Source organism: Microcoleus sp. S13C4 (assembly GCF_036700865.1).
Classification (GTDB): domain Bacteria; phylum Cyanobacteriota; class Cyanobacteriia; order Cyanobacteriales; family Microcoleaceae; genus Microcoleus.
On record NZ_JAUBPS010000005.1, the window covers coordinates 20,722 to 35,538 of the forward strand.

8 protein-coding genes are annotated in these 14,817 nt (G+C 46.5%); all 8 read left to right on the forward strand.

Annotated features, from left to right (window positions below; genetic code table 11):
- The first annotated feature begins 85 nt into the window (after positions 1-85).
- The 8 genes from QT996_RS03885 to QT996_RS03920 all read left to right on the forward strand — a co-directional run bounded on the left by QT996_RS03885 (position 86) and on the right by QT996_RS03920 (position 14,704).
- Positions 86-2,158, forward strand: coding sequence for an FAD-dependent oxidoreductase (locus QT996_RS03885; protein WP_333044671.1), 2,073 nt, complete (start codon positions 86-88; stop codon positions 2,156-2,158).
- Between the two features lie 292 nt (positions 2,159-2,450).
- Entirely contained in the window at positions 2,451-8,267 is a 5,817-nt protein-coding gene (locus QT996_RS03890; protein WP_333044673.1) for a HAMP domain-containing protein, read from the forward strand.
- A 144-nt stretch (positions 8,268-8,411) separates the two neighbouring features.
- The gene (locus QT996_RS03895) at positions 8,412-9,239 is read left to right on the forward strand and encodes a protein-glutamate O-methyltransferase CheR (RefSeq protein WP_333044674.1); all 828 of its coding nucleotides are present in this window, start codon (positions 8,412-8,414) and stop codon (positions 9,237-9,239) included.
- Positions 9,193-9,918 (forward strand): chemotaxis protein CheB, encoded by a 726-nt coding sequence (locus QT996_RS03900; RefSeq protein ID WP_333044675.1) that lies wholly within the window; start codon positions 9,193-9,195, stop codon positions 9,916-9,918. Before QT996_RS03895 ends, QT996_RS03900 begins: the two co-directional genes overlap by 47 nt.
- 7 nt (positions 9,919-9,925) lie before the next feature.
- Positions 9,926-11,992: a response regulator gene (locus QT996_RS03905; RefSeq protein ID WP_333044677.1), complete on the forward strand. Its 2,067-nt coding sequence runs from the start codon at positions 9,926-9,928 to the stop codon at positions 11,990-11,992.
- A 143-nt stretch (positions 11,993-12,135) separates the two neighbouring features.
- A complete protein-coding gene (map, locus tag QT996_RS03910) occupies positions 12,136-12,963 on the forward strand; it encodes a type I methionyl aminopeptidase (protein ID WP_333044678.1) in 828 nt (275 codons plus the stop codon).
- A 205-nt stretch (positions 12,964-13,168) separates the two neighbouring features.
- Entirely contained in the window at positions 13,169-13,861 is a 693-nt protein-coding gene (locus tag QT996_RS03915) for a response regulator transcription factor (protein ID WP_333044679.1), read from the forward strand.
- A 483-nt stretch (positions 13,862-14,344) separates the two neighbouring features.
- Positions 14,345-14,704, forward strand: a complete 360-nt coding sequence (locus QT996_RS03920) for a hypothetical protein (protein WP_333044682.1) — start codon at positions 14,345-14,347, stop codon at positions 14,702-14,704.
- Positions 14,705-14,817 lie beyond the last annotated feature (113 nt).

Consider the following 14,817-nt stretch of genomic DNA (forward strand, 5'->3'; position numbering starts at 1 on the left):
CGCGAAATACCAGTATACTGCAAAATAAACATTTAGATGAGATGAGTGTTTTTCGCTTATGTCAAAATTAATTCCCCAATCTCCGATGAAACTTCGACATTATCTATTTTTGCTCAAAGGTCGATCGATCTTTAGCCTCACCCTCGGTATAATTTCGGCGATAGGGAGCATTTCGCCAGTCTTTGCCGAACCTCCGCGTAATCCAGACAATGCAGAAACTTGCGACATTCTAGTAGCAGGCGGCGGGCTCGCAGGCGCTGCTACCGCTTACGAAGGTTTGCGGGCGGGGCGCACAGTTTGCCTTACTGAAATTACTGACTGGGTAGGCGGTCAAATTTCCTCCCAGGGAACTTCCGCACTCGATGAAAGAGAGACTCAGCGATCGCTCTTATTTTACCCCCGTGGCTACCTAGAATTGCGGCAGCGGATTAAGGAACATTACGGCCGGCTAAATCCCGGAGGTTGTTGGGTTAGCTCTTCGTGTTTCATGCCCTACGACGGTCACAAAATTCTATTTAACATCTTGCAGGATGCCGCTAGAAAAGGCAAAGGTACGCTGAAGTGGTTTCCCAATACGGTTATTAAAGAACTAGCAATTACTCCTGCTGTGGCGGGGAATACGGCTGGGGGTCAACAAATTAAAAGTGCGATCGCCATTCAACACAAACCGGCCGCCAATACCCCGCCCATCAACACCGAAACTCTTTCTCAGACTATCGAAGATGCCTATCGCTATGAAAATTCTGCACGATTTAACAAAACTATTATTCGGTTTATTCCAAAACCACCTAACCAGTCAAATTCCAAACCTAGACCTGCTGATTGGTACGTGGTAGATGCCACTGAAACAGGCGAATTGATCGGACTGGCGGATGTTCCTTACCGCCTCGGAATTGACCCGCGTTCCCCTCTTGAACCTTCCTCCCCCAGCCCAACCGGCGATGCTTACTGTACTCAAGGTTTTACCTACACCTTTGCGATGCAGGCAACGAAGGAACCCCAGCAGCATCAAGTGCCGTCTTTTTATCAACAATATGCTCCTTACTACAGCTACGAATTGCAGAGATTGGCGAGCTTTCCCTTAGTTTTCACCTACCGCCAAATCAGGAGCATGAGACCGGAGGAAAAGCGACCTTCCGACCCGAAGCAATTCCCGATTTATCCCGGGGATATTTCGATGCAAAACTGGACTTGGGGCAATGACTATCGTCCCGGTTCTGCCCAGGATAATTTAATTTATTCTCGCGAGCAGTTGGAAGAAGCAGGTCAACTGCAACCGGGGGGATGGATGGGCGGTTTGCGAACGGAAACTTTGCGAAAGGGAGAGGAAAATGCCAAAGGATTTTTCTACTGGCTGGTAACAGGAACTACTGACTCGCAGCTAGGAGAGGGAGTCAAAAAGCCTAATCCAAACAATCGTTTTTTGAGCGGGTTGGATTCGCCGATGGGGACGGTGCACGGACTTTCTAAATATCCTTATATGCGGGAGGGCCGGCGCATTATTGGGCGGCCGAGTTTCAATCAGCCTCAAGGTTTTACGGTGTGGGAAGTTGATATGTCTCGCACTGACTTTACGGCTGATTTTTACCGCCAGAATTTGTCGGAGGAAGAGTATCGCAATTTGTGGTTGGCTGTGGGTGGTTTGAATGCGCCGGCTTTGGCTGTGGGAAGTCAATCTGTTGAGGATACAAAATCGCGATCGCGCGCTACGATTTATCCTGATTCTGTGGGTATCGGTCATTATGCGATCGACTTTCACCCCTGCATGACCAACAGTCCGCCGGAAGCACCAGGAAATACCGAACGGGAAGGTACTCGCAAAGCTCAAGGGCAAGCTTATCCCTTTCAAATTCCGCTGCGGGCCATGATTCCCCAGAAAATTGACAATATGTTAGTTGCAGGTAAAAGTATTGCTGTTAGCCACACAGCGGCCGCTGCTTATCGAGTGCATTCTTTTGAATGGTCTGCCGGTGCGGCGGCGGGAGTTACGGCTGCTTTTTCCCTAGAAAAGGGGATTATACCTTATGAATTAGTGGACGAATTGCCGTCCCGCGAGCCAAATTTGGAAGTGTTGCAGTTGCGGTTGCAACAAAATGCCAATCCGATCGCCTTTCCGGGTACTTCTATTTTCAATAGTTCGTGGCAAAATTGGAAATAATCGCAGTTGATAATCTGTAGGGCGGACATCCTGCCCGCCCTACAATAAAATTCACTCTTTGTGGAATAGGGTAAAACAGGCTTTCGGGCCTGTTGCTGACACCCGGCAATTAACTCGTTACCCAGGAGAGCCTGCTAACCACTCCAAAATAACAAATAATAAAATAGCTGATCAACAGCAATTTGTCATCCATCTTTCGATAGAAGCAATCAGACACTGCTTTAGTTGGATAATATCAATAATCTCAAAAATATTCCCCCCTTCCCCTTCAAACTCGTCAAAGGTAACGGTCATGTCAACTGCACAGATAACAAGCCCCAATTCCAATAATGGTTATGCCAAACAGTTACTTAGAACCTTAGTGGCAGTCAAAAAAGGGGACTTTTCAGTTCGGATGCCCATAGACCAGACCGGTCTAGCGGGGAAAATTGCTGACGAACTTAACGAAATTATCGAACTCAATGAGAGAATGGCGGCTGAACTCGAGCGAATTGGCACAGTTGTCGGTAAAGAAGGCAAAATTGCCCAGCGGGCCACCATCGGCAGCGCCGAGGGGTCATGGGCAGCTAGCGTCAACTCTGTCAATACCCTAATTACAGATTTAGTGCAACCAACCTCTGAAACCGCCAGAGTAATCCGGGCCGTAGCAAAAGGAGATTTATCGCAAACCATCGCCTTAGAAATAGAAGACAGACCCCTCAAAGGAGAATTCCTCCAAACAGCGCAAATTGTTAACACAATGGTAGACCAGTTGAGCTCCTTTGCGTCGGAAGTAACGCGGGTGGCTAGGGAGGTAGGAACCGAAGGGAAATTGGGCGTGCAAGCTGAAGTTAAAGGAGTTGCTGGAACCTGGAAAGATTTAACGGATTCAGTTAACTCGATGGCCGGGAATTTAACGGCCCAAGTCCGCAACATTGCTGACGTAACAACGGCTGTGGCTAATGGCGATTTATCCAAAAAAATTACAGTAGATGTTAAAGGGGAAATTCTCGAACTGAAAAACACGATTAACATCATGGTGGATCAGTTGAGTTCCTTCGCATCTGAAGTAACGCGGGTGGCGAGAGAAGTAGGAACCGAAGGGAAATTAGGCGTACAAGCTGAAGTGCGGGGAGTGGCCGGAACCTGGAAAGATTTAACGGATTCAGTTAACTCAATGGCCGGCAATCTTACCGCACAGGTAAGGAACATTGCCGACGTGACGACGGCGGTAGCAAATGGTGACTTATCTAAAAAAATTACTGTAGATGTTAAAGGTGAAATTCTCGAACTGAAAAACACGATTAACATCATGGTGGATCAGTTAAATTCCTTCGCATCTGAAGTAACACGGGTGGCGAGAGAAGTAGGTTCCGAAGGCAAACTCGGCGGTCAAGCAGAAGTGAAAGGAGTTGCGGGAACGTGGAAGGATTTAACTGATAGCGTTAACTTCATGGCAGGCAGTTTGACAGCACAAGTGCGGAACATCGCTGAAGTGACGACTGCTGTGGCAAAAGGCGATTTATCTAAGAAAATTACTGTAGATGTTAAAGGCGAAATTCTTGAACTCAAAAACACCGTCAACACGATGGTTGACCAGTTAAATTCCTTCGCATCAGAAGTAACCAGGGTTGCTAGGGAAGTGGGGAACGAAGGGAAATTAGGTGTACAAGCTGAAGTGCAAGAAGTAGCAGGAACCTGGAAAGATTTAACGGATTCAGTTAACTCAATGGCCGGTAATTTAACAGCACAAGTCCGCAACATTGCTGAGGTGACGACGGCTGTTGCTAACGGTGACTTATCTAAAAAAATTACGGTACAGGTTAAAGGGGAAATTTTAGAACTGAAAAACACCATTAACGTGATGGTGGATCAGCTTAATTCCTTCGCATCTGAAGTAACGCGGGTGGCGAGAGAAGTGGGTTCGGAAGGTAAACTCGGCGGTCAAGCGGATGTCCGAGGCGTAGCAGGAACTTGGAAAGATTTAACGGATTCAGTTAACTTTATGGCGGGTAGTTTGACGGAGCAAGTACGGAATATTGCTGCTGTTACGACTGCTGTGGCAAATGGCGATTTATCTAAGAAAATTACTGTCGATGTTAAAGGTGAAATTCTTGAGTTAAAAAACACTGTCAACACGATGGTGGATCAGTTAAATTCCTTCGCTTCGGAAGTAACCAGGGTTGCTAGGGAAGTCGGAAACGAAGGGAAATTAGGCGTGCAAGCTGAAGTTAAAGGGGTGGCCGGAACCTGGAAAGATTTAACGGATTCAGTTAACTCGATGGCGGGTAATCTTACCGCCCAAGTGCGGAACATTGCGGAAGTGACAACCGCTGTGGCAAATGGCGACTTGTCGAAGAAAATTACTGTAGATGTGAAAGGGGAAATTCTCGAACTGAAAAACACGATTAACATCATGGTGGATCAGTTGAGTTCCTTCGCATCTGAAGTAACGCGGGTGGCGAGGGAAGTAGGAACGGAAGGTAAATTAGGTGTGCAAGCTTACGTGCGGGGTGTAGGGGGAACTTGGAAAGATTTAACGGATAACGTTAACTTGATGGCCGGGAATTTGACGGCGCAGGTGCGGAATATTGCGGAAGTGACGAAAGCGGTAGCAAATGGCGATTTGTCTAAGAAAATTACCGTAGATGTCAAAGGCGAAATTCTCGAACTGAAAGACACTATTAACGTGATGGTGGATCAGCTTAATTCCTTCGCTTCTGAGGTAACGCGGGTGGCGCGGGAAGTGGGAACTGAGGGTAAATTGGGCGGTCAAGCTGAGGTGAAAGGAGTTGCGGGAACTTGGAAAGATTTAACGGACAACGTAAACTCGATGGCGGGAAATTTGACAGCGCAAGTGCGGGGTATTGCTAAAGTTGTGACGGCGGTGGCGAATGGGGATTTGAAGCGGAAGTTAATGCTGGAAGCTAAGGGAGAAATTGCGACTCTGGCAGATACGATTAACGAGATGATCGACACGCTGGCGACGTTTGCGGATCAAGTTAGTACGGTGGCGCGAGAGGTGGGAATTGAAGGGAAGTTAGGCGGTCAGGCGAAGGTTCCGGGGGCGGCGGGAACGTGGCGAGATTTGACGGATAACGTGAATGAATTGGCGGCGAATTTGACTACGCAGGTGCGCGCGATCGCCGAAGTGGCAATTGGTGTTACTAAAGGGGATTTAACGAGGTCAATTTCCGTTGCTGCTGAAGGAGAAGTTGCGATCGTCAAGGACAACATCAACCAGATGATTGCCAATCTCCGGGAGACTACGCAGAAAAATACCGAGCAAGATTGGCTCAAGACCAACCTGGCTAAGTTCACTAGAATGCTGCAAGGTCAGCGGGATTTAGAAACGGTTTCTAAATTAATCCTCTCGGAATTAACACCGCTGGTTTCTGCTCAGCATGGCGTCTTCTTTATGATGGAAACTGTTGAACACGACCCTTTCCTCAAACTGTTAAGTACCTACGCCTACCGGGAACGTAAAAGCTTAGGAAATAAATTCCATTTAGGCGAAGGTTTGGTCGGACAGTGCGCCCTGGAGAAGGAAAGAATACTGCTGACGGAAGTGCCGGACAACTACGTTAAAATTAGCTCGGGTCTGGGAGAATCTACGCCGCTGAATGTCGTGGTTTTACCTGTACTGTTTGAAGGGCAGGTGACGGCGGTAATTGAGCTAGCTTCGTTCCGCCGCTTCAGCGAAATTCACTTAACCTTCCTCGACCAACTCACGGAAAGTATTGCCATTGTTTTAAATACAATTGCGGCGAGTATGCGGACGGAAGAGTTGCTGAAACAGTCGCAATCTTTGGCTGAAGAGTTGCAAGCTCAGCAAAAGGAACTAACGGAAACTAACAAGCGGCTAGAACAGCAAGCGCAGTTGCAGCAGACGAATGAGGAACTGCTGAAGAAGCAGCAGGAAGAGTTGCAACAAACAAATGAAGAACTAGAAGAACAAGCTGAATTGCTAGCGCTGCAAAATAAGGAAGTTGAGCGGAAAAACCGAGATATCGAACAAGCGAGGGGCTTGTTGGAAGAAAGAGCCGAACAGTTGGCTCTCACTTCTAAGTATAAGTCGGAGTTTCTGGCAAATATGTCTCACGAGTTGCGAACTCCGCTGAATTCGCTGTTGATTCTCGCTCGATTGCTTTCTGACAATAGTGAAGGGAATTTGACTCTGAAGCAAGTTGAATACACGCGCACAATTTACTCGGCGGGAACAGATTTGTTAGGGCTGATTAATGACATCTTGGATCTGGCTAAGATTGAATCAGGCACGATGTCGGTGGAAATTGAGCAAGTGTTGTTTCCCGACTTGCGAGATCATTTGGATAGAACTTTCCGCCAAATCGCCCTGGATAAGAAGTTGAGTTTTCAAATCGAGCTTGAGGCTGGGTTGCCAAAAGGTCTTTATACTGATGCTAAACGGCTGCAACAAGTTTTGAAGAATCTCCTCTCTAATGCGTTTAAGTTTACAGAGCGGGGTGAGGTGAAATTGCTTGTCGAAGTAGCGCGGGAAGGGTGGAGTTTAGAGATAGAAAGTTTAAGGAGTTCCCCTAATGTTTTGGCTTTCTCAGTTAGCGATACGGGAATTGGGATTTCTGCTGAAAAACACAGGGTGATTTTTGAGGCTTTCCAACAGGCTGATGGTAGCACTAGCCGCAAATACGGGGGCACGGGTTTGGGTTTGTCAATTAGTAGAGAAATCGCTAATTTGTTAGGCGGAGAAATTAAATTGACAAGTCGCCCTGGTGAGGGTAGTAGGTTCACGCTTTATCTGCCGCAAACTTACCAAGAATCGCGAATCATGAATGATCAGGAATCGGGAACGGGTAAGCAAATGGCTCAATTGTCGCCTGCTATTTCTTCTACAGTTCCTTCGCCGAATTTCAACTTGCCGATCGCCCCTTATCCATCACCGATTATCGCTGACGATCGGGAAAATGTCGAGTTGGACGATCGCGTGCTGTTAATTGTCGAGGATGATGTAAACTTCGCTCGAATTCTGTTGGATATGGCGCAGGAACACGGTTTTAAAGGTTTGGTGGCTTTGCGGAGCGATATCGGTTTGGCGATGGCGCGAGAGTTCAAGCCAACGGCGATTATGCTGGATCTAAATTTGCCTGTGATGGATGGTTGGACAGTGCTCGATCGCTTGAAGCACGATCCAAGTACGCGCCACATTCCGGTTCACATTGTATCAGTTGAAGAAGGGCGGCAGCGCAGTTTGCAGTTAGGGGCGATCGCGTACCTACAAAAGCCTGTCAGTCGCGAAGCTTTGAGCCATGCTTTAACTGATATTAAGGGGTTTGTGGAGCGGCCGGTGAAGAATTTGCTAGTCGTGGAAGACGACGAAACACAGCGTATGGGCATTGTGGATTTAATCGGCAATCACGATGTTTCTACAACGGCTGTGGGGAGTGGTGCAGAGGCGCTAGCAACTTTGAGATCGGGGCATTTTGACTGCGTTGTACTCGATTTGGGACTACCAGATATGACTGGTTTTGAACTGATCGAGCAGATCAAGCAAGACGCTAGCTTTAGAAGTCTGCCGCTTATTATTTATACGGGCAAAGAGTTGACAAGAACCGAAGAAACTCAACTCAAGCGCATGGCGGAAACAATCATTATTAAAGATGTGCGATCGCCGGAACGTTTGTTAGATGAAACAGCTTTGTTCTTGCACCGAGTCCAAGCAAATTTGCCCGAACCGAAGCGCCAAATGCTAGAGCAATTGTATCAAACAGATTCGACCCTCGCGGGCAAAAAAGTCTTGATTGTTGACGACGATATGCGGAATATTTTCGCCCTCACAAGTATGTTGGAGCGCCATAAAATGCAAATTGTGTATGCTGAGAATGGCAGAGAGGGCATTGCTAAATTGCAAAATACGCCTGACATAAATATTGTGTTGATGGACGTGATGATGCCAGAGATGGACGGTTACGAAACAATGCAAGCAATTCGTAAAATGCCTCAATTTGCTTCCTTGCCAATGATTGCTCTTACTGCGAAAGCTATGAAGGGCGATCGGGAAAAATGTATCGAAGCTGGGGCGTCTGACTACATTACCAAACCTGTTGATACGGAACAGTTGCTCTCGCTGCTGCGTGTCTGGCTTTATAGATAATGAAGTGAGTTGACTGTTGGCAGTTGTCATTAGTGAGCAGTCAACAGTCAACAGTCAACAGTCAACAGTCAACAGTCAACAGTCAACAGTCAACAGTCAACAGTCAACAGTCAACAATGCCCAATAACCAATTAGTAATTAAAAATGCCCGAAAGCCATGAACTTGAAACAATCGAAATTCAACTCCTACTAGAGGGAATGTTTCGCTATTACGGATTTGATTTTCGCAATTATGCTCTTGCCTCTCTCAAGCGGCGTATTTGGAACACTATACGCTCGGAACGGCTCACCACTGTCTCTGCACTTCAGGAAAAGGTACTTCACAATCCTGGTTACCTAGACCGTTTACTGCTGGACATTTCTGTCAATGTAACGGCGATGTTTCGCGATCCCAGCTTTTACATTAGTTTCAGAAATAAAGTGGTGCCGCTGCTACGTACTTATCCTTTTATTCGGATTTGGCACGCTGGATGTTCAACGGGAGAAGAAGTCTATTCTATGGCAATCTTGCTGCAAGAAGAAGGACTCTATGACCGTTGTCGGATTTACGCTACGGACATGAATGAATTAGTTTTGAAAACAGCCAAAACAGGGATATTCCCGCTGAAACAAATGCAAGAATATACACAACTCTACCACCAAGCGGGAGGCAAGAAAGCGTTTTCTGAGTATTACACTGCTGCCTATGAAAATGCGATTTTTCGCTCTTCACTTAAAGAGAACATTGTCTTTGCTCACCACAACCTAGCAACGGATAATTCTTTTAATGAATTTAATGTTATTTTATGCCGTAATGTGATGATTTATTTCAATTCACACCTGCAAGAGCGGGTACACAAGCTTTTTTATGAGAGCCTGGGAATGTTTGGGGTTTTAGGACTAGGACATCAGGAGTCTCTGACTTTTACACCTTATGAAAAATACTATGAACCAATTGAAAGTAGTGATAAAATCTACCGAAGAGTTAAATAAAAAAAATTTTGAAATAGTGGTTGTGGGCACGTCTTTGGGAGGGCTAGAGGCTCTGACTGTGCTGCTGGCAGATTTGCCACAAAGCTTTCCTTTGCCTGTAGTTATTGTCCAACACCGCCATAAGAGTTCTCAGAATAGGCTTACTTATTTTTTACAAAAGCAATGCTCTCTCCAAATCACAGAGGCCCAAGACAAAGAAGAGATCGCACCTGGACGGGTTTACTTGGCTCCTGCTGACTATCACTTGCTAATAGAATCGCCCTCTGAGGAGGAGTTTAGCCTGTATGAAAACGAGTTTACAGAATGGGGGAGCGTGGCAGTGGAGTCAATCCATAATTCAAAATCCCCAATCCCCAATCGCGGCACTCCTAAATTTGCACTATCAACTGAGGCTCCAGTGTCCTACGCGCGGCCGTCAATCGATGTGCTGTTTGAGTCTGCTGCGGATGCCTTTGGGGAGAAAGTTATCGGCATAATTTTAACGGGAGCTAATTCGGATGGCAGTAAAGGGCTGGCAAAAATTAAAGCTGAGGGAGGATTGACATTTGTGGAGGAACCGGCTTCAGCTCTATGCCCGACCATGCCAGCGTCGGCGATCGCAAATGTTGAAGTAGACTGGATTTTACCCCTCTCTAAAATCGCTCCCTGTTTAGTCAATTTGCTAAGAATTAAAGATTAAAAGAATTATGAATCTGCAGTCCCCCCATCGAGTAAATGTCCTTTTAGTTGACGATCGCCCCGAAAACTTGGTAGCTCTCGAAGCTATTCTCAACAGCCCCTCTTATAATCTAGTACAAGCTAGTTCGGGCGCGGAGGCTCTGAGATGTCTGCTTAATGAAGATTTTGCGGTAATTTTGCTTGATGTGCAGATGCCGGGAATGGATGGATTTGAGACAGCAACATTGATTCGCTCAAGAGATCGATCGCGCTCGACTCCGATTATTTTTATCACAGCATTCAGCAGTAATGACACCCACGTGTTTAAAGGTTATTCTCTGGGTGCGGTGGATTACCTCTTCAAACCCTTGGAACCGGAAATATTGACATCGAAGGTGGGGGTATTTGTGGAATTGTTCCAAAAAACAGTCGAGGTGAAACAGCAAGCAACACAGTTAGCTGCTGTTAATAGTGAACTAAGTAAAAGTGAAGAGCGGTTTCGCACTTTGTGTGCTTGTTCGCCGCTAGGAATTTACTTGGCAGACGTTGAAGGCCGCTGTACTTACATCAATCCCCGTTGTCAAGCGATTTGTGGGTTAACTTTGGAGGAAAGCTTGGCCGAGGTTTGGCAGCGGGAAGTTCATCCAGAAGATCGCGATCGCGTAGTCACAGATTGGTTAGCTTGGATGAAAAAAAGTCAGGAATATTCTAACGAGTTTCGATTAGCTGGTAGCGAAACTGTGCGTTGGGTTCACGTGCAGTCGTCGCCAATGTTTTCGGATTTGGGAAAACTGATCGGTCACGTGGGCACGGTTAGAGATGTCACAGACCGCAAGCAAGCAGAGGAAGAACGCGGCAGACTACTCCGGGAACAAGTGGCGCGGCAAGAAGCGGAGAGATCTAACCAGATGAAGGATGAATTTCTAGCTATTCTGTCTCACGAACTCCGTACTCCTTTAAATGCAATTCTAGGCTGGTCTAGGCTGCTTCGGGCCAAAAGATTTGACCAAGAAACTATTGATAAAGCCCTAGAAACAATTGAGCGCAATGCTAAATCTCAAGCGCAACTCATTGAAGATATTTTAGATGTTTCGCGGATTCTGCGGGGGAAACTGAATTTAAATAAGCATCCGATTCGGTTGGAATCTGCAATCAAGCTGGCAATAGATTCTTTGCAACCGCTGACTGAGGAAAAATCAATAGTCATAGAATTAACGGGCAGTCCAAATGTAGGTGAAGTTATCGGCGATTTCGATCGCTTGCAGCAAATTGTGTGGAATTTGCTGTCAAATGCGATTAAGTTTAGTCCGCAAGAGGGTAAAGTAGAGGTGCGATTAGAGTCAGTTGGCGATGAGGCTCAAATTGAGATAATTGATAGCGGCATTGGTATCGCTCCTGATTTTTTGCCTTATGTTTTCGATCGCTTCCGCCAAGCTGATAGCAGCACAACTAGGTCTTACGGGGGTTTGGGACTGGGATTGGCGATCGTCCGTCACTTGGTGGAACTGCACGGCGGTAGGGTGCAGGCAGAGAATAATCCGGGCGAGGGTGCGAAATTTACGGTGGCTTTACCTGTGGCACAGAGAAACGCCCTCGCTGCTGACGATGATTGGTCGCCGCTCAATGACGCGACAGAGGTTCTCCCCACTCTGGCTAATTTGCAATTGCTGGTGGTGGATGATGACGATGACACGCGGGAGTTTTTGATTGCTTTACTCGAGGACGAAGGAGCTCTGGTGCGATCGGCGACATCGGTGGCCGAGGCTCTAGCTGGACTGGAGAGTTATTGGCCGGATCTGCTGCTGAGCGACATTGGAATGCCGGAAGCAGACGGCTACGAGTTGATCGGGCGGGTGAGAGAAATGGAAGTGCTCAGGGGTGGAAAGATGCCTGCGATCGCTCTGACGGCCTACGCCAGAGAGGAAGAGCGCCAGCAAGCGCTGGAAGCGGGTTTCCAGATGCACTTATCTAAACCAGTTGACATAAATAAGTTAATTGCCGCAATTGCTAACCTCACAGGAATGCTCGGAAATCCCGCTCCAACGGGCTCGGCGGTTAAAACCGCTTTGTTGACCCCCCAATCCCGTGCCGATTAGTGAGAAAAATATTAAGCTAGCTTAAAGGACAAGCGATCGACAGTTCGGAACAAGACACCCGTTTTTCCACAAAAAACTGGATATTTGCCGTTTTTTTTGCTTCAACCTGCCGTCAAAGTACAAAATTACCCGCCAATCAATACATGAATATTTTTAGCAGTCTGCTTTCTAGCCCAACTCAAGCACCCCAAGTCAAAAAACAGCGTCGAGGCATTGAAATTAAGTCGGAACGCGAAATCGAAATTATGCGGCAAGCAGCAAAAATCGTTGCAACGGTACTCAAAGAAATTTCCCAAATGGTGAAACCGGGAATGACTACTGCTGATTTGGATGCTTATGCGGAAAAACGCATCCGCCAAATGGGTGCAACTCCGAGTTTTAAAGGCTATCACGGTTTTCCAGGATCGATTTGCTCTAGCATTAATAACGAAGTTGTTCACGGCATTCCCAGCGCCAAAAAAGTAATTCGGGCAGGAGATGTTCTTAAGGTAGATACGGGGGCCTATTACCAAGGTTTTCACGGCGATTCTTGCATCACGATCGCAGTTGTGGAAGTGACTCCCGAATCTGCCAAATTAATCCGAGTCGCAGAAGAAGCTCTCTACAAAGGCATCGAACAAGTGAAGGCTGGAGCCTATTTGCTAGATCTGGCGGGTGCGATCGAAGATCATGTCAAAAGCAACGGTTTTAACATCGTTGAGGAGTTTACCGGCCACGGTGTCGGGCGAAATTTGCACGAGGAACCGTCGGTTTTCAATTTTCGCACGCGGGAAATGCCGAACGTGAAATTGCGAGCGGGGATGACATTGGCGATCGAACCGATTCTGAATGCCGGTTCTAAGTACACTCGGACGCTTTCTGACAAGTGGACTGCTGTAACGGTTGACAATGCTATGTCTGCTCAGTTTGAGCATACTGTGTTGGTGACGGAAACTGGTTATGAAATTTTGACCGATCGTTCAAAAGTTTAAGTGGAAAAGTTCAAGAATAATTTTGAGTTTTGAGTTTTGAGTTTTGAATTAAAGATTTAATCAGTTTTTAATCGTTAGATCAAAACCTAACTCAAAACTCTTGAGTTGAACAACAAGTTTTTAACTTCCTTCGATGGATGGAGTGACAAGAAGAGTTAAATTCGGCTAAATTAAAAATTAGTGGTAAAGCGTAAGGGTAACAACTATGTCAGCACGATTATTATTGGTAGATGATGAACCGGGCTTGCGGGAAGCAGTACAAGCTTATTTGGAAGATAGCGATTTTGCTGTTGAGGTTGCCAGTAATGCTCGGGATGGGTGGGAACTCTTGCAGCAGACTAATCCGGATTTGGTGATTTCAGACATTATGATGCCGCAGGTGGACGGTTATCAATTTCTCAAGCAAGTACGGGAAGATCCTCGCTATAAGGCTTTGCCGGTGGTATTTTTGACGGCTAAGGGGATGACGAGCGATCGTATTCAAGGCTATCAAGCAGGTTGCGATGCTTATCTTTCTAAGCCCTTCGATCCCGATGAATTAGTAGCAATAGTAACCAATTTGCTGGCCCGCCGCGCGGCTGCGAAGGATACGAGCGAAAATGCTGAAAGTCCCGATATTGCTGCTTTGACAAGCCAAATGGCGAGAATTGAGTCTTTGCTGAGTGGGCGGAGTTCGATCGCCCAGAGTCCTTCGCCGATTAAAATTGATTTGACTCCGCGAGAACAAAGTGTTTTGGATTTGGTTGCTCAAGGTTTGATGAATAAGGAAATTGCCCGCCGCTTGGAAACTAGCGTGCGTAATGTGGAAAAGTACGTCAGCCGTTTGTTTAGCAAGACGGGTACTAACAGCCGTACTGAGTTGGTTCGCTTCGCTCTCGAACACGGCTTGACGAAATAGGAGCCCTCTCGACTTGGCTGGAGGCTGTGCCTCGCCGAGCTGCGTTACCAGGCTCTTCCTGGTAACGAGAATTATGAAAAAACTTAGAAATGTTAAGATATAAGTATTGACAGGTATCCGGTGGCTGTGGTATGTCACATCAGCTTGCTGGTGGCAGCGCGGGAGTCCGAAAACTGGTGTGCGAAAACTGGTGTGCGATCGAACTTCTCACCCACTTTGCTTTGACTCTGAGATGAACACTCGCAAAGGCTGGGGAATTACTTAACGGGAAAACCTGACTGTTTAAGAGTTTTCACGTAGTAAATACAAAGGCAAACACTTGACCGGATACCCTCCGTTAAGCAAACTTGTAGCGAAGTGTCACAGATGAGCTTATATTGTATCAGAAAATAAACCCCTATTAATTAATGACAGCGCAGGAAAGTAGCGCCGGATGTTGAATGTCTAGCAGCACCAAAGTTGAGTTTATACTAGGAGGATACCATGAGGAAAATCAGGGTGCGACAAACGATAAGTGCCATAGTAGCACTGCCGCTCGTACTAATAGCCAATACCACTCAAGCTTTTGCCACTGATACCGGTCAGAAAATAGAGCCAATTAAGAAAGTTTCGGATTTGGGCGATGAGCTTGATTTTGATATGGCGACACCAACAACCATCAGCATTGAAGAAAGCGAGGATTGGGATGAACCTGATTTTACAGCTACTTTAGATATTGAGATTAGTAAATTTATGACAAACAATCTTCAAGCTGTAATTGATGAGCCGCCGCCGGTAGTTTATCTCAGTGATGTGAGGGGCCAGGCAAGCAAGGAATGCCGCATTTCAGCGATATGCGAATAACTGAATCGGATTTGGGCGATTGGGGCGATGGCTGGGAACCCCGCAAACAAAGACTCTTTTGCTGGGTAGAATTTGAGCAATTATCAAGATTTCAGTAAAATTCGGTTGATTTT

Excerpts from the sequence above, each read along its gene's own strand:
- QT996_RS03885 (WP_333044671.1), top strand. The coding sequence starts at position 86 with ATGAAACTTCGACATTATCTATTTTTGCTCAAAGGTCGATCGATCTTT.
- QT996_RS03890 (WP_333044673.1), top strand. The coding sequence starts at position 2,451 with ATGTCAACTGCACAGATAACAAGCCCCAATTCCAATAATGGTTATGCC.
- QT996_RS03920 (WP_333044682.1), top strand. The coding sequence starts at position 14,345 with ATGAGGAAAATCAGGGTGCGACAAACGATAAGTGCCATAGTAGCACTG.
- map (WP_333044678.1), top strand. The coding sequence starts at position 12,136 with ATGAATATTTTTAGCAGTCTGCTTTCTAGCCCAACTCAAGCACCCCAA.
- QT996_RS03900 (WP_333044675.1), top strand. The coding sequence starts at position 9,193 with ATGAACCAATTGAAAGTAGTGATAAAATCTACCGAAGAGTTAAATAAA.
- QT996_RS03895 (WP_333044674.1), top strand. The coding sequence starts at position 8,412 with ATGCCCGAAAGCCATGAACTTGAAACAATCGAAATTCAACTCCTACTA.
- QT996_RS03915 (WP_333044679.1), top strand. The coding sequence starts at position 13,169 with ATGTCAGCACGATTATTATTGGTAGATGATGAACCGGGCTTGCGGGAA.
- QT996_RS03905 (WP_333044677.1), top strand. The coding sequence starts at position 9,926 with ATGAATCTGCAGTCCCCCCATCGAGTAAATGTCCTTTTAGTTGACGAT.